Raw genomic sequence first — 22,892 nt, 5'->3', positions numbered from 1 at the left:
TTTCTCGATGAGGAAGGTCAGGCGCGTTCGCGCAACGCGGGCGTCGTGTCGTGCATGCGCCGCAGCCAGCGTTCGACGAGCGACGGCAGCGCGGCCATGTCGTTGAATACGACGTATGCACCCGCGGCGTGCAACTTGTCCGTTTGCGTTCGTGCCGCGTGCGCGGCGCCCACGAAGCCGAGCACGGTCATGCCGGCGGCGATCGCGGCGGCCGTCCCCGTCGCGCTGTCTTCGACGACGACGCACCGTTCGGGCGCGACATGCATGCGACGGGCGGCGGCCAGATAGACGTCGGGTGCGGGCTTGGGCGACGGCACCTGGTCGGCCGTGAACAGGCGTTCGCCGAACATGTCGGCCAGGCCGATCCGGTCGACCACGCTGCGCACGTAGGCAAGATCGCTGTTGCTCGCGCACGCCTTGACGAGCGGGATGGCGGCGAACGCGTCGCGCACGCCGTCGATGGCCGGCGCATTCACCGCGTTTGCGTGCACGTCCATGCGGATCGCGTCGACCGTGTCGTCGTCGAGCGGCCGATCGACGATGGTTGCGACCGTGCGCAGCAGTTGCTCGGCTCGCATGCCGAGCAGGGGACGCACGACGTCGCGAAGGCCGGCGAGCCCCCAGAGATGCTCGAGGCGCGTCACGATGATGCGTGCGGCGATGGCCTCGCTATCGACGAGCACGCCGTCGCAATCGCTGATCAGCGCATGATCCGAAAGCTGGCGCGTGGCAATGAGTTCGTTCATGTTGGTTTCCGTGACGAGAAGGCGGGAAAGACGCGGCTCGCTTGAACCGGTTCGCTCATGAATGGCGCGGCCCGAACGTTCCGCGCTTCAATGCGCGCTCGATGTCCTCGAGGCTGCGCCCGCGCGTTTCCGGCACCATCGAGTAGATGAACACCCATGCGAGCGCGTTGAGGCACGCGTACGCCCACATCGCCCCGCCGACACCGAGCCATTGGGTCACGGTCAACGCCGTGCCGGTCAGCAGCAGGTTCGAGCCCCATAGCATCGCGGCGTGCGCGCCGGTGGCCTGGTTGCGGATCGCGACGGGGTAGATTTCCGCGCCCGTCAGCCAGCCGATGACCTGGATACCACCGGCGTTGAACACCATGAACGCGATCAGGCAGATGACGATCCACAGTTGCTGCATGGGCAAGGCGACGTCGCCGCGCAGCAGGCAGCCAAGCAGCACGAGGCTGGCTGCCGCGACGGGCAGCGTCGCCAGGCTGAGCGTGCGGCGGCCGACATGGTCGACGATCAGCTTGCCGATGAAGGTCATCACGAGATACGTAATGGCGACGCCGAGCGCGGCCCAGAGCGATGCCGACGCGCCGAACCCCGCGTCGCGAAGGAACGTCGGCGTGTAATAGATCATCATCTCGATGCCGCTGAGCTGGGTGAACGCGGCGACGCCGAGGCCCGCAACGAGGGCGGGGCGCACCCAGGGCTCGCGCATCGTGCGCCAGCCCGATGTCGCGCTGTTCTGCTGTCGCTCGACCACATCCCGAATATCGGCAATCTCGTGCCGGACGGCAGCTTGAGATTCCCGCACCTTCGACAACTCGCCATGCGCGTCGGCGATGCGATCCTGCTCCACGAGCCAGCGCGGGCTGCGCGGCAGCCGCGTCATGCCGATCATCAGGATCACTGACGGGACGACCGCGATGCCGATCATCGCCCGCCAGGAAAACAGGTCGTTACCCGCGACGCCGATCAATGCCGCGAGCAGGATGCCGATGCCGATCGACACGTTGAAGTAGGTGACCAGGCGGCCGCGCTTGTCCGGCTCCGCGAGTTCGGCGATGTAGGTCGGCACGATCTGCGTCGAGCCGCCGACCGCGAATCCAAGCACGAGCCGGGCAGCGGCAAGCGACCACACGTCGGGCGAGAGCGCGGCAGCCAGCACGCCGGCCGCATAGATCGCCGAGACGATCGTGATGGTCTTGCGGCGTCCGAGCGCGGCCGACATGCGGGTGCCGGCCAGCGCACCGATCACCGCGCCGAGCAGGATCGCCGCGGCGACGAGTTCCTGCGCGCGGTAGTCGAGGCCGAAGTCTCGCGCGATGAGGGGCAGCGCGCCCGAAATGATGCCGGTGTCGTATCCATAGAGCCCGCCGGCGATCGCCGCGATCGATGCGACCGTACGCATGTAGGCGGACGGCGTGGGCCGGGGGCGGGCCGCGGGTGTGTCGGGAAGGGCGGAATCAGAAGCCATGACGGTTTTCCTCGTGATGCGGTTCGTTGCATGGGCGAACGAACGCGTGACGTGACGGCATGTGTCCGCTGCGGCAACAGTCGCCACCGCATGTGCGGCGGCGCTTCGATCGAGTCGCGCAGCGGGACGGCGCGGACGGACGCTCAGGCGAGCGCGTGGACGTGGCAGGACGGCATGCCGCCGCGCCGGGCAAATGGCACGCGCCGATGAGAAGGACTTCCGGTTTTTACGGGGGGTGATTGCCTGGTCATGTCGGTCACCGAGTGGGGAAATCGCTCACGGCCCATCCAAACCGGTTTGGGTCGAGGGCGCGACGATTCCTCTGGTTGAGCACGATCTGAAGCCGCACTTGGAGCAAGGCGCCAGTGTCTCCTCTGGCGCTTCACGGCCTGCGTTGCAGGCGAACGATTCCGCCGTTGCCGGATGGAATCGTGTCGGTATTTCGGCGGACCGGTCGGTCAGGCGCCGAAACGGGGAGGCCAGCCGGGAGGGGCTGGCGGACTAGGGTCTCGTGGCGAGCGCTACAAATGAGCATGTCGCGTGAGGCATGAACAATTATCCAGAACCGGAGCAAAAGATCAAGTCTACAAAATCATGTCGGGGCGAGCAGCCCGGGCTGGGGAACGGGGCAATTCCGCGATCCGATCCTTTCACGTGCGCTCGAGCATCTTGAGCGCCGCGACGGCCGCCCCCGCACGGGTCTCGACATGCAACTTGCGGAACAGGTGTTCGAGATGCTTGTTCACCGTGCGCGGGGCGATGCCGAGATCGCGGCGGCGTGCCGCAAGGCCAACGTGTGGGGTGTGTTCTCGATCACGGGCGAGCGCCACGAAGTGCGCCCACGCGAGTCACCGTACAACACGCTCGTGCTGATCGACAATCGCGGCGAGATCATGCAGCAAGAAAGTTTTCAATGATTCGCGCAACTTCGGCCGGTGCCTCTAGCGGCGCCAAATGGCCGACACCGGGAAGAACGTGCATGGTCGCCTGCGGAATGCGCGGCAACAGTTCCGTCCGTAACGTGACCACGCGATCCACCTGGTCCAGTTCGCCGGAGATGACGATCGTCGGAACGTCGATCGAAGCCACCGCGGCACGGATATCCTCGCGCATTGCCACCTCCGGCCAAGCGGCTTTAGCTTGCGGCGCAGCGTTCAGGCTATCCTCGATGATCATTTCACGACAGGCGGCGTCGAGCGGTTTGGCGGTGAGTACGTGGTCGATGACGAATTCGACCGACTCGCGCGATCGATAGGCGTCCGTCAGCGTCGCACGTTCTTCAGCGGAAAGCAGCATCGGCGACGGGGGGGATGGCGCGACGAGCACGAGGCCTTGAAGCCCGTTCGGCCGTCGCGACGCGATGAACTGCGCGACCTTGCCGCCCATGGAATGACCGACGAGTACGTAGCGTTGCAAATCCAATGTCTCGATGATGCCCTCGGCGTCTGCCGCGAGATCGGCAATGCCATAGCCATCCGCTGGTGCAGCGGACTTGCCCCAGCCCCGATGATCGGTGGCAACGGTGCGATATCGGCTCGATAACCGGTCTGTCACACGTTGCCATGTCCGCGACGAGCCGCCGTAGTAATGCAGGAACACCAGGGCAGGATCGCCGTGGCCGGCTTGGGTGACGTGGATTCGCGTGCCATTCACTTCGATTTCCATTTGCGCTGCCTCTTCTCGGTTGGATGAGGCAATCGTAGCGTCGAGCCCGAAATTTGATAATTGCACGCAGGATAGCGGCAGTCGATAATGACGTGATCGAATCAGCTTGATGCAAAAATGGACCGATTGACCAGCCTTGGCGTGTTCGTCGCTGCGGTCGAAGAGGGCAGTCTGGCTGCGGCCGCGCGGCGTTTCGGGTTGTCGCCGGCCATGGCGGGAAAACATGTGAGTGCGATCGAAGCCCAACTGAATGCGCGGCTGCTACAACGAACCACGCGGCGCTTGAGTCTGACCGATATCGGTCAGACATACTACGTTCGCAGCAAGCAAATTCTGGAAGCGTTTGAAGACGCCGGCCGGGAAGCGCACGATTCGCAACGCACGGCGCGCGGCGTGTTGCGAATCGCGGCGCCTGTCACGTTCGGTGCGATGCACTTGGGCGAGGTTACTGCCCGCTATCTCGAGGAGCACCCGCAGGTCAACGTGGAAGTGCTGCTCGGCGACCGTTATGTCGACCTCCTGGAGGCCGGTATCGACGTCGCCATCCGGATCGGGAAGCTTCAGGGCAACGGGCTCGTTACAAGTCGCATCGCGCCATGTCGAATGGTTATGTGCGCGTCCCCCGCGTACATCGAGCGGCATGGAACACCGCGTAGGCCAAGTGATTTACGTCATGCACAGCGGCTCGTCTTCAGCGAAGCCGTCTCGGCCGGAGATTGGACGCTATTCGATGCGAAAAACCGCGCGCATGTGATCGAAGGGCCCTGTCGAGTCGCCGCCAACAACACCCAAATGCTCATGTCTGCCGCGTTGGCGGGGGCTGGCGTCGCGTACGGCCCCACGTTCGTCTTCGGCGAGCATCTGCGGCGAGGCGAGCTCGTCGCCCTGCTGCCGAACTACCGAGCGACCGAGTTGGCGATACAGGCGGTCTACCCGAGTGCGCGGCGCATACCGCTCAAGGTTCGACGGTTCGTTGACTACCTGACCGCAGCGTTCGGCAACGAGCCTCCTTGGGATCGAAGTATGAAAGGGTAGTCTTGTTTCCGGCGATCGGTACAAGGGCGTGTAACCCCTATCGTATACAAGCCGTTTCGTGTGCGGCCCGACGTGGTTCGATACGAGGATGAAGCGGGGTTTGTCGTCCCCGATTGCTGACGCCTTGCGCTTGCAAGTACCACCGTCACGTTCCGAGCGTCGACATCAAATAATCGATCACCACCCTGACTCGCGCCGGTACGCGTCGACCGGCTGGATAGACGAGGTGGGTTGCCATGCGTTCCGGCTGAAATTCAGGCAGGAGGACTTCGACTTGTCCGGCATCGATTTCGGCTCCGAAGAGCCATCGTGGGGCCTGCGCAATGCCGAGCCCGTGCAGGACCGCTGCGCGCACCTGCTCTGCGTCGCCCGTCAAAAACGATCCCTGCGGAACCCGATGAACGGTTTCCCTTCCGACCTTGAAGCGCCAAGGGCGGCGCTCGTGGTTTCGAGCGAAGACGACGCCTGTATGTCCGTCCAGATCGGCCAGCCGGGTAGGCTTGCCTTTGGCCGCGAGATAGCCCGGACTGGCGACGAGCAGCGATTCCGTCTCCGATAGTTTTCTCGCTGTCAGCGAGGAATCCATCAGTGGCCCATGGCGGATCGCCAGGTCCAATCCTTCGCCGACCAGATCAACCTGTCGCTCGGATACGGATAATTCGAGCGCAACGTGCGGATATTGTCGAAAAAAACCGGGAAGCAATGGCGTCACGCATAGGCGGCCGTAGGCGGGCGCCGTCGTCAATTTAACCAGGCCTTGTGGAGATTGCTGTCGCGTCCCGACCGATGATTCCAGCGAATCGAAGCCCTCCATCAAGGGCTTGGCCGATTCATAGAACGCGTGGCCTGCCGCGGTGATCACTACCTGACGCGACGTTCGCAACACCAACTGAGCGCCGAGATACTCCTCCAGCGCGGCAATCTGCTTGCTTACGGTCGGTTGTCCAATGCCTTCCTCTCGCCCTACAGCGGAAAAACTGCCGCATTCGACCAGTCGAACGAACAGGCGAATTGCATTCAGGCGATCCATGGGTATTCGTATCGATCCATTCTGTACTGGAATCGATGGTATGCCGGGCGGCCGCGTTTCGGCAACAGGCGCACTTGTTTAAGTTACGGCCTGTGCAGTTACCGCCATCACTGTTTGCCGCTGGAGAAACGCGTCATGAAAGCTATCTGCGTTACCGCTGAACGCTCGTTGGAAGTACAGGATATCCGGCCACCGAGCCGGCCGGAAGCAGGCCATCTGCTGATCGACATGGAGGCATCTGCGATCAACCATGGCGACAAGTTGTTTTTGCGTGCGCGTGCCGAGGGTAGCAACGCGCTCGCGGCGAGCCAGTACGACGTATGGGGCGCTTCCGGCGCCGGGACGGTGGTGGCGACGGGGGCCGGCGTTCCCGCGCGTTATATGGGTAGACGCGTCGCCATCTATCGCTCGCTGAACCGTAGCGCGTACAACATCGGGCTGTGGTGCGAAAAAGCGCAGGTGCCGTACACGAGCTGCCTGATCTTGCCCGAACACGTCAGCGCACGCGACTACTGCGGGTCGCTCGTGAACGTGATGACGGCCTACGCGTTTCTCGAAACGATTGCCGAGGCCGGGCACCGGGGCGTGATCGCCACGGCGGGGAACTCGGCAACCGGGCTGGCGCTCGCGGCACTCGCCCGTCGGAGAAACATGCCGACGATCTCCATGGTGAGGGGGCGGGCGGCGCAGGAGGCGCTGCAACGCCGCGGTATCGAGCATGTCGTGCGCACCGATGAAGACTATGTCGACACGCTCGGAAAGCTGTCCTCCGAGCTTGGAACGACGGCTGTATTCGATGGCGTGGGCGGTGTGCTGACCGGCCAGATGGCAACCTGTTTGCCGATGCACTCGTCGATATATTTCTACGGCACGATGGCCGGCCCCGTTCCGTTTCCCGTGTCGGCGCCGCTTTTCATGACGAAGGATCTGTCGATGCGGCGTTTCAGCAATTTCGAAAGCCGGACGGTGCGAGAGCACGACAGGTTGGTGGCTGCTCTGAGTGCGCTCGAGGGCATGATCGGCGACCCGGTGTTCAGGACGCGCGTCGGCCAGGAATTCAGCCTTGATCGGATTGACGACGCCATGGCGTACGAATCGATCGACGGTCGAAAGGCGGTGCTGACAAGTCGATCGTGAAGCCATCGATGGGGCGTATCGGTTTCGGGTTCGCCCGTCGATGCGTGTGCCACGCGATAGTCGGGAAGCCGGTGTTTCATGGCAGCGGCAAGTCCGGTCGACCTTGCTTGATATCCTGGCCGGGATGCTGATTCGCATCGATTTCGATTGACCCGCCGGCGCCCGCACCGGCGCCGCGCTGCGCAAGTTCCGATGCGGGCGTCAGGCGGCTAGAAACGATGCAACATGCCCATGCGATAGACCATCTGGTTCGGCCCTGACGACGCGCCAGCCGACGCATCCACGATCTGTGCCTCGTCGAAGCTGGTCCCGGTACGCGCGCTGACGACATGCTGCCACGCACCTTGCAGATACAGCGACGTGCGTTTGCTCAGGTCATAGTCGAGCATCAGGGCGATCTGGTGCCACTTGGGCACATATTTCGTGTCGGACGTGTACAGATGCGCCATGGTGAACGTGTAGGCCGCTCCCAGCCACATGGCATGCGTGAAGTAGTACTGCGTGTTGAGTTCGAAGTTGTCGAATTTCCATGCATTCCACGTCGCGCCATTGCGCAGCGCGGTATTGTCGATCCATGCATTGCCGACGGGGTTGTAGACATCGACATGGGACCACGCGGCGCCGACGAGTACGTGGGTAAACTGGTAGGAAGCCGCTACGCCGATGTCCTGCTGCGACGACCCGTTGAAGAGATCGCCACCGGTGACCGCGCCACCCGCCGCGAGCCCCGGATTGTCGAGCTTCAGGTAGGACGCCGCCGCGGTCAGGTTGCCGTTCTGGTAGTTCAGCGTGGCGCCCCACACGCGATTGTTCGAGAATCCGCCGGGCTGGTTGCTGAAGCCGTACATCGCTTCGGCCGTGAGTCCCCGGTATGTCGGGGTCACATACTTGACGGCATTGTCGACGCGGAAATCCCAGTCCGTATTGTCGTTGTCGAACGGGTGGGTCGCGATGTCGCCCGCCCAGTTGCCGGCCGCCGTGATGCCGCCGAAGCCAAGCGCGTCGACGCTGGTGTCGTACTGGCGTCCGAGCGTGAGCGTGCCATAGCGTGAAGACGACAGGCCCACGAACGCCTGACGGCCGAACATGCTCGAATCCTGACCCAGCTTGCCGCTGTTCACGTTGAAGCCGTTTTCGAGCTGAAAGATGGCCTTGTCGCCGCCGCCGAGATCTTCACTGCCTTTCAAGCCCCAGCGGCTGCCGAATGTGTCTCCGCTCGACAGCTGCCATGCGCGATGACCGCCTGCGTTGGTCGTGAAGTTGAGGCCTTCGTCTATCAGCCCGTATAGCGTGACGCTCTGCTGTGCGTGCGCCGCACCGGCGAGCAGGAGTGCCGGCGCGAATGCGAGCCAGCGCAATTTCATCGATTGACGTTTCATTTAGTTGCTCTGATGGTGTGGTTGGATAGTCGGCACCGGATAGCGCTGACGTCGATGTCGTCCCGAGATGCGATATCGGAGGACGAGGCAGTGTAGGCAGAGGAAAAGCAGTCGCCGCAACGTGCACGGAAAGACAATCTTTCAGTATTCGAAAGTGTCATGTACCGCTAAATGTCGTGCGAAAAGATGGGGCGCTGTGGAGTCTCGACGGCTATCGCACGCGTTGCGACATGTTGTTTTAAATCTCCCTCCGGTTGACATCGAGATTTTATTAGCGTGAAACGTCGGCATGTCGGAAAAGTCGATCCACGTGGCGATCTGCCGATCACCGTCGACGATCGAGTCGGATCAATTCAAAAAAAGCGCGCGGCCGCGAGGCTCGCGCGCAAACTCGGAGAACGGTTGCCGGAGAGGATTCAGTTACCGCTCGACGCGACGGTATTGGCGGCCCCGAGGCAATCCTGCCGGTATTTCTGCATCAGGCGCGCCTGTGCCGAATCGATATCGTCGGGATAGCTGCTTTCGTCGCCGGACGACGGGTTGTAGCCGACCGACTCCAGCTCGTTCAGTTCATTGACGAGCTGCCGGTGCGAGACCGGGCCTTTCGCGTGCACGAACGGATAGTCGTGGCATTGCGCCGACGTGAGTTTCGTCTCGGCATGTGCGGAGACGCTCAATGCGAGCATCGCGGCGCAAGCGAGGTAACGGACGGGATGATTCATCTTCGGCTCCTGGATAGCGTTGGGTCGAGGCCGCACGGCAGGGAGCCTGCGTCGGCCGCAGGACGAAGATTACGGAGGGAGGGCTATCTAAACCGCAGCGCGATGATGAAACATGTTTTAGGCAAGCCCGGATCGTGCCATGCACGGGCTGCCGGATGCACGGGAAGTTAAAGAATCCTTCATGCGCGTGTTTCCGGATGGTTAGGAACAGCGGCGTATCGTCGAGCGACGCATCGATCGATGCCGCGCACAAGGAGGGAATGCAATGAAGTCAATCGTCATGATGGCTGGACTCGTCGCGCTGGCGTGTGCGTCGCTACCGGCGTTCGCGAAGGTGCAGGGCACCGGGCTCGCGGTCGCCGATGTGACGCTCGCGCACGCTAAAGCCGAACAGCGGGATCGTGCGAGCGATGCCGCACGTGATCTCGCATCGCATCGCGCGGACAAATCGGGCACACGATCGCACCAGGGCTGATGTCGCGTTGCGGCGCTTCGTACGGCGCGTGTCCACGACGGCCGGCGCGCGATGTTGCCGGACATGAAACTTTCTTCATGAAGCGGATGCGCATCTTTTACGCGTGCGCGTATAAGCTCGACTCGAGCACGTTCGACCGTTGGGTATCGACACGCAACTCCCTTTCGACGAAGACGAGAATCGTACATGGCATCATCAGCTTTCCCGGTGAACGAGCCCGCGCTGCCTGACGAGCCGGCCGAGGGCCGAGCGGCCATCGCACACGTACTCGCGATCGAAGACGACGAAATCACCGCGAACGAAATAGTCGGGGAGCTGGAGAGGCGTGGCTTTACGGTCGAATGGGTGGCGAACGGGCGCGACGGCATGGCCCGCGCGCTCGGCAACGAGTTCGACGTGATTACGCTCGATCGGATGCTCCCGGTCGTCGACGGTCTCACGATCCTGACCACGATGCGCAGCGTCGGCGTGCGCACCCCCGTGCTGATGCTGAGTGCGCTCGGCGATGTCGACGAGCGGGTTCGCGGGTTGCGCGCGGGTGGCGACGACTACCTGACCAAACCGTTCGATCCCGAGGAAATGGCCGCTCGCCTCGAGGTGCTGCTGCGGCGCAGCCACGCCGCGCCGGCCGCGCTCGACACGACGCTGGTCGTCGGTCCGCTCAAGCTCGACCTGATCTCGCGCAAGGTGTTTCGCGACGGCGAAGAAATCGTGTTGCTGCCGACCGAATATCGCGTGCTCGAATACATGATGCGCAATGCCGGGCAAACCATCACGCGGACGATGCTGTTCGAGGCCGTATGGGGCTATCACTTCGATCCCGGCACGAACCTGATCGAAGTGCACATGGGCCGGTTGCGCCGGAAGATCGATCCACCCGATGCGAAGCAGATGATCCAGACGGTACGCGGTGCAGGGTATCGCCTTGGCTGAGCCGGATCCCGTGGCGTCCGTCGCGCATCACGTCCACCCGGCACCCGCGCGACGCTGGTATTCGAGTACGTTTCGGCTCGTGTCGGTCTATGCGGTCACGTTCTCCGTGTCGGTCATGCTGCTGCTCGGTTTCATCGCATCGGTGATCACGCACGACATGGAGCGGGAAACCGATACGGTGATCGACTGGCAGATGATCTACTTCGATTCGATACAGGACGGCCAGCTTCCCGCCGCGATCCAGCACCGGATCGAGCACGAGCGAATGCACACCAACTACTACGGACTCTTTACCGCGGACGGCAGGCATATTGCCGGCGATGTGCTGGCGTTGCCCGCGGGCATGCGGCCGACCCGCAACGGCGTGACGCTCGATCACACGATGCCGATCTCGGGAGACCAGGTGCCGCCGGTCGTGCGCGCGATGGCCGAGCGGCGTGCGAACGGCGACGTGCTGGTGCTCGGTCGCGACCTCACGCATATCCTGCGGATCCGCGCGGCGATCATCCAGGCGCTGGTCGGCGGCGGGCTGCTTTGCCTGGGCGCGGGCGTCGTGGGCGGCTTGATGCTCAGCGTGCGGCAAATGCGGCGTCTGAAAGAGGTCCGGCGCATCACGCAGGGCATTGCGCAGGGCGACCTCGGCCAGCGGCTGCCGGTCGGCGGACACGACGAGATCGATCTGCTGTCCCATCTCGTCAACCACATGCTCGAGGAGATCGAGCGCCTGATGAACGAGGTCAAGGGTGTCTGCGACGGCATCGCGCATGACTTGCGAACCCCGCTCGCGCACGTGCACACGCTGCTCGCGCAGGCGGCGCAGCGTGCGGCGCGGTTCGACGATGCCGTGCTGGCGAATCTCGTTTCGCGTGCGCGCAACGAGACCGACGTGTTGCTCGGCCGTTTCCGGGCGATGCTGCGTATCGCCGAAATCGGCTCGTTGCAGCGGCGAGGCGGGTTCGCGGAGCTGTCGCTGGAGGATCTGGTGCTGGACGTCGGGCAGTTGTTCGAACCGCTCGCGGACAGTCGCGCGATCCGCTTCGTGCAGGCCGTCGAACCGGTCGCGCGGATACACGGCGATCGCGCCCTCTTGTTCGAGGCACTGAGCAATCTGCTCGACAACGCGCTCAAGTACACGACGTCGGGCGATACGGTACGCCTCGAGCTTCACGACACGCCGTGCGGTCCGCGCATCGACGTGATCGACAATGGCCCGGGCATCGCGGCCGACGAGCGCGAGGCGGTGTTGCGGTATCGGTACCGCAGCCGCCGTACGGGGCATCTCGCCGGGGCGGGGCTCGGCCTGAGCATCGTGTCGACGGTCGTCAACGTGCACGATTTCACGTTGCGCATAGGCAATGCCGAGCCCGGCACGCGCGTGACGATCGAATGCTGGCCGAGGTCGCTGGGATGACGGCCGTCCGGACGAGGCCGCACGTGCCTGCGTATTTCCGCCGCGAGGCCGGTTGACGATGCGTGTCCTGCTCGTGACTTCGCCGCATCCGGAAGCGTCGTGGCTGCACAAGGCGCTGCAGGAAAGCGGGCACAGCGTGCAGCGCGCCGACGATCCGCGCGACGGCCTGTTCCTCGCCTCGCAGGAGGCGTTCGACGCGATCGTCGCGACCGCGTTCGAGCCCGGCGGCGATGCCGCGCTGATCGCGATGCTGCCGCGTTTCGTTGCCGACGGCGGCGGCGCCGCGCTCGTGGTGCTGATCGGCGAGGCGTCGGCGCGCGAACGCATTCATGTGCTGCGCGCGGGCGCCGATGCGTGTTTCTGCGCGCCGTATTCGTTCATCGAGCTGCACGAACGCATGCAGGCGCTGCAGCGGCTCGCGGGGCCGCGCGATGCGGACCGGCCGGTCGCGCGTGCGTCCGCGGTCGAGACACTGGCGCGCGAACTCAAGAACGGCAAGCTGCGCGTCGCCGTGACGCGCCGGGAATTCCTGCTGCTCGAATGCCTGATGCGCCATCCGAACGCGCCGGTGCCACGCGACCAGTTGATCCGGTATGTCTGGCAGGACAAGGAGGATGTCGATCCATCGAGCGTCAATCTCGTGGTGTCGCGGCTGCGCCGCAAGCTCGCGCGGCATCTGCCCGACGTCCGCATCGATACGGTAAGCCGCTACGGCTATCAGGTAACGCTGCCGGACGCCTGAGCGCGCGGTTCCGGCCGCGCGACGAACATGACGTGACGGGCGCCCTGCCACCGGCAGCGCGCCCGTCTCGTTCGTTTACGAGCCGAAGAACGGCACGCAGAAATCGGCTGGGCCGACGCAATCGCCGGGGCCGTCGGGCCGCGCGGACGCACAGCCGGACAACACGACGCAGGCAGCCATCGCCAGGAGCGCGAGACGGGCAGAACGAGCGAACAACGAACGAAGCTTCATGGATGGCGAGCAATCGGGTGGACGCGCGGCGTCGCCGCTGGTGACGCGGGCCGCGTGAGCGGGGCGCCGCGCCCGGCCGCACCGTCACGCGTCTCAATGCGCATAGAGCGTGGAGTTCAGGTACTTGAGCTGCCCGTCCTGTTCGGCCTGCACGAGCTCGGCATGGACTTCGGCGCGCGTCTTCTCGTGGATCGGCTGGCCGTAAGGCGGCACCCACTGGCCGGCAGCCTGAGCGCCGGGCGCGCCGTCCTTGGTGGCGGCCGGGGACATGTGGATCGGCTGGCTGCCGGTCAGTGCAAACGCGGGAGCGGACAGCGTGCCGATCGCGGCGAGCATGGCGGCGGCGACGATGTTGGCGGTTTTCATGTCGGGAGTCCTCATGATGATTGACTGGGTTCATCCCCCGGCGCGGCGTGCGGGTGCCGCGCGCGGGTTGAGGACAAGCATAGAGGAGGGACGTTAGCGGATCGGCATGCGCAACGTGAAAAGAAATTCATGCACCGGCGCGCATTCGCGCAGACATGAAGCAGGTATGTCGTGAAGATGAAGCGGGTTTCATTTTGCGGGCCGTTTCGATAACGGCGCTGTCATGCCCGCTGCCTAAATTGGGCGCCATCGCATCGCGCACGCGCGGCCACGCCGCCCGGGCCGACGATGCGATCGGACCGATCCACTCCAACGAAACCATCATGAAGACATATCTGGCAATTCCGGCGGCGGTCGCATGCCTGCTTGCGGGCGCGGCGCATGCGCAGAGCAGCGTGACGCTGTACGGCACGATTGACGCGGGCCTGGACTACATCAGCAACCAGAAATCGGCCGCGGGCTCGGGGCCCGCTTATGGCGTGCAGAACGGCAACGTCAGCACGTCGCGCTGGGGGCTGCGCGGCAACGAGGATCTCGGCGGCGGCCTCGCGGCCGTGTTCACCGTCGAGAACGGCTTCAACGTCGCGAACGGCAAGTTCGGCAACGGCGGCGACGTGTTCGGCCGCCAGGCGTTGGTCGGCCTCGCGAGCCGCCAGTGGGGCACGGTGACGCTCGGCCGCCAGTACGATTTCCTGGTCGACTTCGTCGCGCCGCTGTCGGCGACCGGGTCGGGATTCGGCGGCAACCTCGCCGATCATCCGTACGACAACGACAACCTCGCCAACGACACGCGCATGAACAACGCGGTGAAGTTCCGCAGTGCGAACTATGGCGGCTTCACGTTCGGCGGCGCTTACGGCTTCAGCAATCAGGGTGGCGGGTTCAGCAACGACAACGCGTACAGCGTCGGCGCGCAGTATGCGAACGGTCCGGTCGCCGTCGCCGTCGCGTACCTGCAGTCGGACCAGCCGGGCGGCGTGAGCAAGCCGCAGAACACCGGCGGTTCGCTGAGCAGCGCGGATGGCGATGCGATGCTGGCCGGCGGCCGCTGGCGCACGTTCGGCGCTGGTGCGCACTATGCGTTCGACCATGCGACGGTCGGCCTGGTCTATACGAGAACGATCCTGAACGACCCGCGAGAACTGTCGCAAGGCGGGTCGTATGGCACGGTGAACGGCCAGTTGCTGACCTTCAGCAACTACGAACTGAATGCGCGCTATTGCCTCACGCCGGCTTTCTCGCTGGGCGGCGCCTATACGTTCACGCAAGGCCGCTTCGACGAGGCGGGCCGCGGCATCGCGCCGAAGTGGAACCAGTTCATGCTGCAGGCCGACTATGCGCTGTCGCGCCGCACCGACCTTTATCTGGAAGGCGTGTACCAGCGCGTGACGGGGGCGGACGGCGTCGCGGTGCTCGGCCACGCGGGGATCTTCAACCTGGCGGCATCGGGCAACGATCGTCAGGCGGTGGTCGCGGCCGGTATCCGTCACAAGTTCTGAGCGGTCGGGCCGACGTAAAAAGCGGCACCCGTCATCGCGACGGGTGCCTTGAAATGCGACACGCCTCGTTCATGCCGCAAGGGATTCAGTTCGCTGAACGGGCCGGCGTCGCGGCCGGCGCCTGCGCTCCGGATGCGGCTTCATCGGTCGACCACCCGCCGCCCAGCGCGGCGATCAACCCCACCGCCGCCAGTTGCCGGCGCGTGTCCAGCTCCAGCATCGCGACCTTCGTATCGAGTTCGGTGGTCTGCGCCGTCACCACGTCGAGATAGCTGACGACGCCGTCCCGGTAGCGCGACATCGACAGCTGCAACGTGCGTTCGGCCGCGTCGAGCGCTTCTTGCTCGCGCTCGGCTTCGTCGCCGAGGTGGTGCGTGAGGGCGAGGTTGTCTTCTACCTGCTGGCACGCATCGAGCACCACCGCGCGGTATTTCGCGCCGTTCTCGGCCAGCTGCGCGCGCGCCTGGTCGGTGAGCGCCTGGCGCCGGCCGCCGTCGAACAGCGTCAGCGCGAGGCTGGGCCCGATCGACCAGATCTCGTTCGGCGCGCGGAGCCAGTGGCCGAGGCCCGAACTCTGGTAGCCGCCGACCAGCCCGAGCGTGACGTCGGGGAAGAACGCCGCGCGCACCACGCCGATCTTCGCGTTGGCGGCGGCCATGCGGCGCTCGGCGGCCGCGACGTCGGGGCGCCGCTGCAGCAGCGTCGCGGGAATGCCGGCCGGAATCGCCGGCAGATACGCCGCGTCCAAATCCGGCGCCAGCGAGAACGACGATGCCGGTACGCCCGTGAGCGTCGCGATCGCGTGCTCGTAGAGCGCGCGCCGCGCCCGTACGTCCTCGGCCGACGCGCGGGCCGAATCGAGCTGCGTCCGCGCGCGCGACACGTCGAGATCGGACGCGATGCCGCCTGCGTGCCGGCTCATCGTCAGGCGCAGCGCGCGCTGATACGTGTCGATCGTATCGGCCAGCAACTGTTGCTGCTGATCGAGCCCGCGCAGGCTGAAGTACGCGCTCGCGAGGCTGGCCTGCAAGCTCAGTCGGACCGACGCGAGATCGTCGGCGCTGGCCTGTGCGTCGGCGCGCCCGGCCGCGACTTCGTTGCGGACTTTGCCCCACAGGTCGAGGTCGTAGTCGAAGCCGGCGTCGAGCGTGTTGTCGCCATAGACATTCGGCTGGTTCGAGCCGCGCAACGGCCGCATGGCCGACTGACGGTTGCTCGAGACCTGCGCGCCGAGGCCGATGGTCGGGAACAGGCCCGAGCGCGCCTGATCGAACAGCGCGGTTGCCTCGTCGTGGCGGGCCACGGCCGCGGCCACGTCGGGGTTGGCCGCGGCCACCCGTGCTTCGAGCCGGTCGAGCACGGGATCGCGGAACGCCTTCCACCAGCCGTCGCGCGCGATGCGGTCGGCCGGCTTCGCGGGCTGCCAGCCGCCCGCTTCCTTGAAGCTGGCCGGCAGCGCGGGGTGCGGCGCATGATAGGCAGGTGCGAACGAGCACGCGCAGAGGAACGCGACGCCGGCGAGCGTCGCGCAAAGCCGAAGCCGGTTAGCCATGCGCACGCTCCGTATCGCGCGCGGCCGACGCGACGGTGCGAGCCGGCGCCGCGAGCCTGACCGGATCGCCGGCGGCGAGCGAGTCGGGCGGGTTGTCGATCACGCGATCGTCCGGCGCGAGGCCGGTCGCGATCTGCACGTGCGTGCCGAGGTCGGTCGCGATCGTCACGGGCTTGAATACCGCGCGATCGTCCTTGCCGACCACGGCGACCTGCAGGCCGGCCTGCCGGAAGATCAACGAACTGGCCGGAATCGTCAGCACGTGGCTGCTGCCGGCCGGCAGCGCGAAATGCACCTCGGTGTATTCGCCGGGAATCAGCTTGCCGTCGGGGTTGTCGACCATCAACTGCACGAGCAGCGTGCCGGTCGAATCGGCGATCGAGTCGTCGGTGTCGGCGAGCGTCGCCCGGAAGGTCTCGCCCGGATGCTCCGGCACGGTCAGTGTGGCCGTCATGCCGGGCCGGATCGCGGCGGCCTCGTTCTGCGGCACGCTCACGTAGACGCGCATCCGGTGCACGTCGGACACGGCAAACAGCTCCGGGCCGGCGCCGCCGCCGGCCGAGATCAACTGGCCGATGTCGGTCTTGCGCGCGGTGACGACGCCGTCGAACGGCGCGACGATGCGCTTGAACGCCTCCAGCGCCTCGAGGCGCCGCACGTTGGCCTCGTTGGCGGCGACGATCGCCTGCTTGGCCGCGAGGTCGCTGGTCTTCTCGTCGGTTTCCTGCTGCGACACCGAATCCTGCGCGAGCATCCTCGTCCAGCGCGCGGCCGTGGAAGCGGCCAGCTTCTCGTTGGCGAGCGAGCTCTGCAGATCGGCGCGCGCCTGCAGCAGTTGCTGGTCGAGCTCGGGCGTATCGATCAGCCCGAGCAGTTGCCCCGACTTCACGTGCGCGCCGATATCGGTGTACCACGCATGCAGGTAGCCCGACACCTGCGCATGGATCGGCGCGCTCTCGAATGCGGACAAATGGCCGGGCAGCACGAGCGTGGCGCCGTCGCCGCCGGTCGACGGCGTGTACGCGACCACGGTCGGCACCGCTTGCTCGGCTGACCAGGTCGTCATTTCCTGTTTCGCGTGCGCGCGGCCGATGATGCCGGTCGCCACGATGCCGACCGTAATCAGCGCGGTGAGCGTGGCGACGAGCTTGAGGTTGGGCAGCCGTTTCGGCGATTTGATATCGATCTCAGTGGACATGGGAAGCTCCGGACGCGGAAGGGGAGTAAGCGCGGGAACCGTCGTGCTTGAGCGCATCGCGCCGATGCACGAGGCTGAACACGACGGGAACGAAGAACAGCGTCGCGATCGTCGCGCATGCGAGGCCGCCGATCACCGCGCGGCCGAGCGGTGCGTTCTGCTCGCCGCCGTCGCCGAGGCCGAGCGCCATCGGCGCCATGCCGATGATCATCGCGAGCGCGGTCATCAGCACCGGGCGGAAGCGCGTGAACCCGGCCTCGAGCGCGGAGGCCAGCGCGTTGCCGGTTTCGGCCAGGCGCTCGCGCGCGAAACTGACGACGAGGATCGAGTTGGCGGTGGCGACACCCATGCACAGGATCGCGCCGGTCAGCGCCGGCACCGACAGCGGCGTATGCGTGGTGAACAGCATCCAGACGATGCCGGCCAGCGCCGCCGGCAGCGCCGAGACGATCACGAATGCGTCGGCCCACGAGTGGAAGTTCACGACGATCAGCAGGTAGATCAGCACGATCGCGCCCACGAGGCCGAGCAGCAGGCCGGCGAACGCGCCGTTCATGGTCTGCACCTGGCCGCGCAGCGTGACGGTCGAGCCCTTGGGCACGTCCTTCGCGGTGGCCTTGACGATATCGTCGATGTCGGCCGCGACCGCGCCGAGGTCGCGTCCCTGGGTGGTCGCGTAGATGTCGAACAGCGGCTCGATGTTGTAGTGCGACACCACCGCGTTGCCGACACCGCGCGTGATCGTGGCCAGACCGCCCAGCAGTTGGGACTGGCCGTTCGCGCCTGTGACCGGCAGGTTCTGCAGCGCCGACAGCGTGGTCATCCTGTACTGCGGCGTTTGCGCGACGATCGGATAGGACACGCCGTTGCGCGGATTGAGCCAGTAGGTCGGGTCGACCTGGCTGGTGCCGGCCAGCGTCGCGACCACCGAGTTCGTCACGTCCTGCTCGGTGATGCCGAGCTGGTCGGCGCGCGTGCGGTCGACCGTCACCGTGAACTGCGGATAGGTGCTGGCCTGCTGGATGCGCGGGTCGGCGACGCCCGCGATCAGGCGCAGCTTGCGGTACAGCTCGCGCGCATAGGCGAGATTGGCCTGCTGGTTGGGGCCGGCCACTTGCAGGTCGACCGGGGCCGGTGCGCCGAAGTTGAGGATCTGGCTGACGATGTCGGCGGGCAGGAACGAGAACGTGGTGCCCGGATAGGCGCGCGGCAGGCGTTCGCGCAGCGTGCGCACGTAGTCGGCGGTCGGCGCGTGATCGCGCGACAGCGAGATCAGGATGTCGCCGTCCTGCGGCCCGAGCGTGCCGCTGTTGTTGTAGGTCAGGTTGATCCCGCTGTTCGGCAGGCCGATGTTGTCGATCACTTCGCGCAACTGCGCGGGCGGAATCACGCCGCGGATCGTGTTTTCGATGCGGTCGAGTTCGGCGGCGGTTTCCTCGACACGCGTGCCGACCGGCGCGCGCACGTGCAGCGCGATCTCGCCGGAGTCGATGGTCGGGAAGAAGTTGCGACCGAGCGACGGCGCGAGCAGGAAGGACGCGGCCACGATGCAGAGGAAGGCGACGACGAACGGCTTGCGGCGCGTGAGCGCGAGGCCCAGCAGGATCCGGTACGACGCGCGCACGGCTTCGAAGCGGCGCTCGAATGCACGCTGGAAGCGCACCAGCGGATTGCGCGACGGCGGGACCTCGTGCGCGCCGCCATGGCCCGCGTGCGGATCCATCACCGCGGCCAGTTCGCCCGACGCGTGGCCGGCCGATGCGTGCGGCTTGAGCAGGTATTGCGCGAGCATCGGCACGAAGGTGCGCGACAGCACGAACGACGACACCATCGAGAAGATCACCGCCTTGGCCATCGGCACGAACAGAAAGCGCGAGATGCCGTCGAGCATCAGCATCGGCACGAACACGATGCAGATGCACAGCAGCGAGACGAGTGCCGGCATCACGATCTGTTTCGCGCCGTCGACGATCGCGGTGCGCGTGTCCTTGCCCTGTTCGAGGTGCCAGTTCACGTTCTCGATCGTCACCGTCGCATCGTCGACGAGGATCCCGACCGCGAGCGCAAGGCCGCCGAGCGTCATCACGTTGAGCGTCTCGCCGGTGGCCGCGAGCAGCGCGATCGCCGACAGCACGGCCAGCGGGATCGACGCGGCGATGATCAGCGTCGAACGCCACGAGCCGAGGAACAGCAGGATCATCAGCGAGGTCAGCGCGGCGGCGATGATGCCTTCGCGCGCCACGCCGCTCACGGCGCCGTTCACGAAGGTCGACTGGTCGCCCATCGTGACGAGCTTCAGGCCCGGCGGCAGCGTCTGTTCGACCAGCGGCAGCTTCGCCTTCACGCCGGCGATGATGTCGAGCGTCGATGCGGAGCCGTTCTTCAGGATACTCATCAGCACCGCGCGGCGGCCGTCCACGCGCACGATGTTGCCCTGCGGCGGGTAGCCGTCGCGCACGTGGGCGACGTCGCGTATATAAATCGTCGTGCCGCCGACCGACTTGATCGGCAGGTCGTTCAACGCGTCGAGCGAGAGCGGGCTGTTGTTGAGCTTGATGTTGTATTCGAAGCGGCCGATCTTCTGCGTGCCGGCCGGGATGATCTGATTCTGCTGCGCGAGCGCGTGCGCGACGTCCTGCGCCGACAGCCCTTTCGACTGCAGCGCCTGCGGGTCGAGGTCGATCTGTACTTCGCGTGTCTTGCCGCCGTACGGCGTCGGAATCGCGACGCCGGGCACCGACAGCAACTGCGGCCGAATGAAGTTGACCGCGTAATCTCCCAGCTTCTGTTCGTCGAGCGTGTTGCTGGTCAGCGCGATCTGCAGCACGGGCACGGTCGATGCGTTGTAGTTGAGGATCTGCGGCGGCGTGGTGCCGGGCGGCATCTGCTTGAGCACGGTCTGCGAGATCGACGTGACCTGCGCGGTCGCCGTGCGGATATCGACGGTCGGCTGGAAGAAGATCTTCACGATGCCGTAGCCGCGGAACGATTGCGACTCGATATGCTGGACGTCGTTCACCGTCGTGCCGAGCGTGCGCTCGTAGTACGTGATCACGCGTCCGGACATGTCGTCCGGCTGCAGGCCGGCGTAGTTCCACACGACGCTGATCACCGGAATGCGGATGTCCGGAAAGATGTCGATGGGCGTTCGGATCGCCGCGAGCGGGCCCGCGATCAGGATCAGCAGCGCCAGTACGACGAACGTATAGGGCCGCGTGAGCGCGAGCCGGACAATTTTCAGCATGAGGTGCTGCTCCGTTCAAAAGCGTCGTGAAGAAGAGCCGGACGTGCGCGTCTTCGGGAAAATACCGATGCGCATCCGATGACCGCATTCTGCGGAGCAGCCCCTAACAGCGGGTCGCTAAAAAGATGAAACAAGTTTTAAGTGGCGGACGGACTCAACCGAGCAGGTAGCCCGAGCCGCGGATCGTGCGGATCAGCGGCGCCGCGCCAGGCCGGTTCACCTTCTTGCGCAGGCGGCCGACGTGCACGTCGATCAGGTTCGTGCCGGGATCGAAACGGCACCCCCACACGGCTTCGAAGATCATCGTGCGCGTGAGCACGCGGCCGGCGTTGCGCATCATGAATTCGAGCACGCGGGACTCGGTCGGCAGCAGCGCGAGCTCGTGCGCGCCGAGCGTCGCGCGTCGCCGCACCAGGTCGAGCGCCAGCTCGCCGGCGCGCAGCACCGTGTCGACGTGCGTGCCGCGCGGCCGCCGGCGAATCAGCACGTCGATGCGCGCGCACATTTCTTCGAGCGAGAACGGCTTGACGAGGTAGTCGTCGCCGCCGGCGCGCAGCCCCTGGATACGCTGATCGACGTCGGACATCGCACTCATCACGAGCACCGGCGTATCGAGGCCGACGCCGCGCATCGTCGCGAGGATCGTCAGCCCGTCGAGGTCGGGCAACATGCGATCGAGCGTCACGACGTCGTAGTGCGCGCTCATCGCGCGGGCCATGCCGTCGCGGCCGGTGCGCGCGACGTCGATCTGGTGGCCTTCGGCACGCAGCGAGTGCGCGATGCGATCCGCGATCAGCGGATCGTCTTCGATCGTCAGGATATGTGCCATGGCGTGCGCGACCCGGCGAAGTCACGCAGCGGCAAGCTGCATGGCGATGCGCCCGGGCGTGCGATAGTGGTCGACCACGTAGTCGATGAAGCTGCGCACTTTCGTGGACAGATAATTGCGGCTCGGGTAGAGCATCGAGAGGCGGCGCGGGCCGCCGTTCGCTTCGTAGCGTTCGAGAATCGGCACCAACGTGCCGCGTGCGAGATCGTCGGCCACGAGCGGATGCGGCAATTGCGCGATACCCATGTGATTGAGTGCCGCGATCCGCACCATCGTGTTGCTGGTCGATGCCAGCGCATTGCCGGTATAGATGCGGCAGGCGCCGTCGGTAGCCGAGAACTCCCAGTTGCGCGCGGCGCCGTTCGACACGGTCAGCAGGCTGTGCGTATTCAGTTCGACCGGCTCGACAGGCGTGCCGTGCCGCGCGAGGTAGTCGGGGGACGCGACGACCACGTCGCGCACGCTCGTCAACGTCCGCGACACGAAGGTCGAGTTGACGAGGCGGTGATCGTCACAGAAGCACACGTCGTAGCCGCCTTCCACCATGTCGACCTGGATATCGAATGTCGTCACGTCGAATCGCACGCGCGGATGCGCGATGCGATACGTGGACAGCAGCGTGCACAGCCCGGCCGCAACCGAGGTGGCCGACGCGGCGATGCGCAGCGTACCGTGCGGATCGCGATTGACCTGCGCGAGGTTCGATTCGATCTCGTCGAGCTTCTCGATGATCGCGCGGCAGCCGTCGAGGTATTCGCGGCCCGGCTCGGTGAGCGACAGGCTGCGCGTGGTCCGGTTCAACAGGCGCATGTTCAGATGGGCCTCGAGCATGCCGACGCTGCGCGTGACCGCGGCGGCCGACATGCCGAGCTGACGTGCGGCGAGACTGAAGCTCGACAACTCGACCACACGCGTGAAGACACGCATCGCTTGCAGTTGGTTCATGATCGGCGAGGAGTGATTTGCCGGAAATGCGGGGCGGCGCGTCCGTCTTCGGCGGGCTGCGTCGACGCATCGCGCTGCGCCTGCGGGGGCGGGCAGCGAATCCATTATGGAAGGCACGCGGGGGCGGGACGCTAAAAAAACGGTGCTGGCCGGATGAAATTTCGTTTAGAAAGCGGTGGAGCCGGATGGACGACAGCGCGACGCGCTTTCTGAAGATTTCTAAAAAAAGATTCATGCATGGATCACAAATCTTCAGGCGGCCAGCCTGTACCGAGGTCGATA

General features: G+C 65.5%; 19 protein-coding genes and 2 pseudogenes. 8 read left to right on the top strand and 13 right to left on the bottom strand.

Annotated elements, in window-relative coordinates:
• Positions 1 to 17 precede the first annotated feature (17 nt).
• The 3 genes and pseudogenes from CFB52_RS23500 to CFB52_RS23490 all read right to left on the bottom strand — a co-directional run.
• On the bottom strand, positions 18 to 746 hold the full coding sequence (locus tag CFB52_RS23500; RefSeq protein WP_099317575.1) for an HAD family phosphatase: 729 nt from the start codon (positions 744 to 746) through the stop codon (positions 18 to 20).
• 55 nt (positions 747 to 801) lie between these two features.
• Positions 802 to 2,217 (bottom strand): sugar porter family MFS transporter, encoded by a 1,416-nt coding sequence (locus CFB52_RS23495; protein ID WP_089465618.1) that lies wholly within the window; start codon positions 2,215 to 2,217, stop codon positions 802 to 804.
• 650 nt (positions 2,218 to 2,867) lie between these two features.
• A pseudogene (locus CFB52_RS23490) lies at positions 2,868 to 2,984 on the bottom strand (LuxR C-terminal-related transcriptional regulator); the annotation flags it as partial.
• Between the two features lie 3 nt (positions 2,985 to 2,987).
• Here CFB52_RS23490 and amiE point away from each other — a divergent pair.
• Positions 2,988 to 3,119 (top strand): annotated as a pseudogene (gene amiE / locus CFB52_RS23485) (aliphatic amidase); the annotation flags it as partial.
• Here the strand turns inward: amiE and CFB52_RS23480 are convergent.
• The gene (locus tag CFB52_RS23480) at positions 3,109 to 3,882 is read right to left on the bottom strand and encodes an alpha/beta fold hydrolase (protein ID WP_099317574.1); all 774 of its coding nucleotides are present in this window, start codon (positions 3,880 to 3,882) and stop codon (positions 3,109 to 3,111) included. The pseudogene amiE and the gene CFB52_RS23480 overlap by 11 nt on opposite strands.
• Before the next feature lie 117 nt (positions 3,883 to 3,999).
• On the opposite strand from CFB52_RS23480, the gene CFB52_RS23475 reads away from it, so the two are divergent.
• Positions 4,000 to 4,917: a LysR family transcriptional regulator gene (locus CFB52_RS23475; protein WP_099317573.1), complete on the top strand. Its 918-nt coding sequence runs from the start codon at positions 4,000 to 4,002 to the stop codon at positions 4,915 to 4,917.
• 145 nt (positions 4,918 to 5,062) lie between these two features.
• Here CFB52_RS23475 and CFB52_RS23470 read toward each other — a convergent pair whose 3' ends face one another.
• Positions 5,063 to 5,947, bottom strand: a complete 885-nt coding sequence (locus tag CFB52_RS23470) for a LysR family transcriptional regulator (protein ID WP_059584945.1) — start codon at positions 5,945 to 5,947, stop codon at positions 5,063 to 5,065.
• Between the two features lie 135 nt (positions 5,948 to 6,082).
• Between CFB52_RS23470 and CFB52_RS34745 the strand changes: the two genes are divergently transcribed.
• On the top strand, positions 6,083 to 7,084 hold the full coding sequence (locus CFB52_RS34745; protein ID WP_099317572.1) for a zinc-binding dehydrogenase: 1,002 nt from the start codon (positions 6,083 to 6,085) through the stop codon (positions 7,082 to 7,084).
• 209 nt (positions 7,085 to 7,293) lie between these two features.
• Here the strand turns inward: CFB52_RS34745 and CFB52_RS23460 are convergent, their stop codons facing one another.
• Both CFB52_RS23460 and CFB52_RS23455 read right to left on the bottom strand, forming a co-directional pair.
• Positions 7,294 to 8,463: a porin gene (locus tag CFB52_RS23460; RefSeq protein WP_099317571.1), complete on the bottom strand. Its 1,170-nt coding sequence runs from the start codon at positions 8,461 to 8,463 to the stop codon at positions 7,294 to 7,296.
• A 416-nt stretch (positions 8,464 to 8,879) separates the two neighbouring features.
• Positions 8,880 to 9,185: a DUF4148 domain-containing protein gene (locus CFB52_RS23455; protein WP_099317570.1), complete on the bottom strand. Its 306-nt coding sequence runs from the start codon at positions 9,183 to 9,185 to the stop codon at positions 8,880 to 8,882.
• A gap of 265 nt (positions 9,186 to 9,450) precedes the next feature.
• Between CFB52_RS23455 and CFB52_RS23450 the strand changes: the two genes are divergently transcribed.
• The 4 genes from CFB52_RS23450 (at position 9,451) to CFB52_RS23435 (ending at position 12,746) form a co-directional block, all read left to right on the top strand.
• Positions 9,451 to 9,660 carry a hypothetical protein gene (locus CFB52_RS23450; RefSeq protein WP_059639626.1) on the top strand — a complete coding sequence of 70 codons (210 nt, stop codon included), beginning with the start codon at positions 9,451 to 9,453 and terminating at the stop codon, positions 9,658 to 9,660.
• Positions 9,661 to 9,915: 255 nt separating this feature from the next.
• Positions 9,916 to 10,593, top strand: a complete 678-nt coding sequence (locus CFB52_RS23445; protein WP_059639975.1) for a response regulator transcription factor — start codon at positions 9,916 to 9,918, stop codon at positions 10,591 to 10,593.
• Positions 10,594 to 10,672: 79 nt separating this feature from the next.
• Positions 10,673 to 12,004: a HAMP domain-containing sensor histidine kinase gene (locus tag CFB52_RS23440; protein WP_230961890.1), complete on the top strand. Its 1,332-nt coding sequence runs from the start codon at positions 10,673 to 10,675 to the stop codon at positions 12,002 to 12,004.
• Positions 12,005 to 12,062: 58 nt separating this feature from the next.
• Positions 12,063 to 12,746 (top strand): response regulator transcription factor, encoded by a 684-nt coding sequence (locus CFB52_RS23435; protein WP_099317569.1) that lies wholly within the window; start codon positions 12,063 to 12,065, stop codon positions 12,744 to 12,746.
• 324 nt (positions 12,747 to 13,070) lie between these two features.
• On the opposite strand, the gene CFB52_RS23430 is transcribed toward CFB52_RS23435, so the two are convergent.
• Positions 13,071 to 13,343: a DUF4148 domain-containing protein gene (locus tag CFB52_RS23430; protein ID WP_059584951.1), complete on the bottom strand. Its 273-nt coding sequence runs from the start codon at positions 13,341 to 13,343 to the stop codon at positions 13,071 to 13,073.
• A gap of 323 nt (positions 13,344 to 13,666) precedes the next feature.
• Here CFB52_RS23430 and CFB52_RS23425 point away from each other — a divergent pair, with 323 nt between their 5' ends.
• Positions 13,667 to 14,842, top strand: coding sequence for a porin (locus tag CFB52_RS23425; RefSeq protein ID WP_099317917.1), 1,176 nt, complete (start codon positions 13,667 to 13,669; stop codon positions 14,840 to 14,842).
• Between the two features lie 85 nt (positions 14,843 to 14,927).
• Here the strand turns inward: CFB52_RS23425 and CFB52_RS23420 are convergent, their stop codons facing one another.
• From CFB52_RS23420 to CFB52_RS23400, 5 genes are all read right to left on the bottom strand, one after another.
• Positions 14,928 to 16,394, bottom strand: a complete 1,467-nt coding sequence (locus CFB52_RS23420) for an efflux transporter outer membrane subunit (protein ID WP_099317568.1) — start codon at positions 16,392 to 16,394, stop codon at positions 14,928 to 14,930.
• On the bottom strand, positions 16,387 to 17,592 hold the full coding sequence (locus CFB52_RS23415) for an efflux RND transporter periplasmic adaptor subunit (RefSeq protein WP_099317567.1): 1,206 nt from the start codon (positions 17,590 to 17,592) through the stop codon (positions 16,387 to 16,389). Before CFB52_RS23415 ends, CFB52_RS23420 begins: the two co-directional genes overlap by 8 nt.
• Positions 17,582 to 20,836 (bottom strand): efflux RND transporter permease subunit, encoded by a 3,255-nt coding sequence (locus tag CFB52_RS23410; RefSeq protein WP_099317566.1) that lies wholly within the window; start codon positions 20,834 to 20,836, stop codon positions 17,582 to 17,584. Before CFB52_RS23410 ends, CFB52_RS23415 begins: the two co-directional genes overlap by 11 nt.
• Positions 20,837 to 20,990: 154 nt before the next feature.
• Positions 20,991 to 21,665, bottom strand: coding sequence for a response regulator transcription factor (locus CFB52_RS23405; RefSeq protein WP_099317565.1), 675 nt, complete (start codon positions 21,663 to 21,665; stop codon positions 20,991 to 20,993).
• A gap of 21 nt (positions 21,666 to 21,686) precedes the next feature.
• On the bottom strand, positions 21,687 to 22,610 hold the full coding sequence (locus CFB52_RS23400) for a LysR family transcriptional regulator (RefSeq protein WP_089465611.1): 924 nt from the start codon (positions 22,608 to 22,610) through the stop codon (positions 21,687 to 21,689).
• Positions 22,611 to 22,892: the final 282 nt, after the last annotated feature.

Origin of the sequence: Burkholderia sp. AU18528 (assembly GCF_002223215.2) — a bacterium.
Lineage (GTDB): Bacteria > Pseudomonadota > Gammaproteobacteria > Burkholderiales > Burkholderiaceae > Burkholderia > Burkholderia semiarida.
This window is presented reverse-complemented; position numbering and strand designations above follow the sequence as displayed.

Coding starts and splice junctions, on each gene's coding strand:
- CFB52_RS23470 (WP_059584945.1), bottom strand. CDS start 5,947: ATGGATCGCCTGAATGCAATTCGCCTGTTCGTTCGACTGGTCGAATGC.
- CFB52_RS23460 (WP_099317571.1), bottom strand. CDS start 8,463: ATGAAACGTCAATCGATGAAATTGCGCTGGCTCGCATTCGCGCCGGCA.
- CFB52_RS23455 (WP_099317570.1), bottom strand. CDS start 9,185: ATGAATCATCCCGTCCGTTACCTCGCTTGCGCCGCGATGCTCGCATTG.
- CFB52_RS23500 (WP_099317575.1), bottom strand. CDS start 746: ATGAACGAACTCATTGCCACGCGCCAGCTTTCGGATCATGCGCTGATC.
- CFB52_RS23475 (WP_099317573.1), top strand. CDS start 4,000: ATGGACCGATTGACCAGCCTTGGCGTGTTCGTCGCTGCGGTCGAAGAG.
- CFB52_RS23425 (WP_099317917.1), top strand. CDS start 13,667: ATGAAGACATATCTGGCAATTCCGGCGGCGGTCGCATGCCTGCTTGCG.
- CFB52_RS23420 (WP_099317568.1), bottom strand. CDS start 16,394: ATGGCTAACCGGCTTCGGCTTTGCGCGACGCTCGCCGGCGTCGCGTTC.
- CFB52_RS23400 (WP_089465611.1), bottom strand. CDS start 22,610: ATGAACCAACTGCAAGCGATGCGTGTCTTCACGCGTGTGGTCGAGTTG.
- CFB52_RS23480 (WP_099317574.1), bottom strand. CDS start 3,882: ATGGAAATCGAAGTGAATGGCACGCGAATCCACGTCACCCAAGCCGGC.
- CFB52_RS23410 (WP_099317566.1), bottom strand. CDS start 20,836: ATGCTGAAAATTGTCCGGCTCGCGCTCACGCGGCCCTATACGTTCGTC.
- CFB52_RS23430 (WP_059584951.1), bottom strand. CDS start 13,343: ATGAAAACCGCCAACATCGTCGCCGCCGCCATGCTCGCCGCGATCGGC.
- CFB52_RS23450 (WP_059639626.1), top strand. CDS start 9,451: ATGAAGTCAATCGTCATGATGGCTGGACTCGTCGCGCTGGCGTGTGCG.
- CFB52_RS23495 (WP_089465618.1), bottom strand. CDS start 2,217: ATGGCTTCTGATTCCGCCCTTCCCGACACACCCGCGGCCCGCCCCCGG.
- CFB52_RS23405 (WP_099317565.1), bottom strand. CDS start 21,665: ATGGCACATATCCTGACGATCGAAGACGATCCGCTGATCGCGGATCGC.
- CFB52_RS23415 (WP_099317567.1), bottom strand. CDS start 17,592: ATGTCCACTGAGATCGATATCAAATCGCCGAAACGGCTGCCCAACCTC.
- CFB52_RS34745 (WP_099317572.1), top strand. CDS start 6,083: ATGAAAGCTATCTGCGTTACCGCTGAACGCTCGTTGGAAGTACAGGAT.
- CFB52_RS23435 (WP_099317569.1), top strand. CDS start 12,063: ATGCGTGTCCTGCTCGTGACTTCGCCGCATCCGGAAGCGTCGTGGCTG.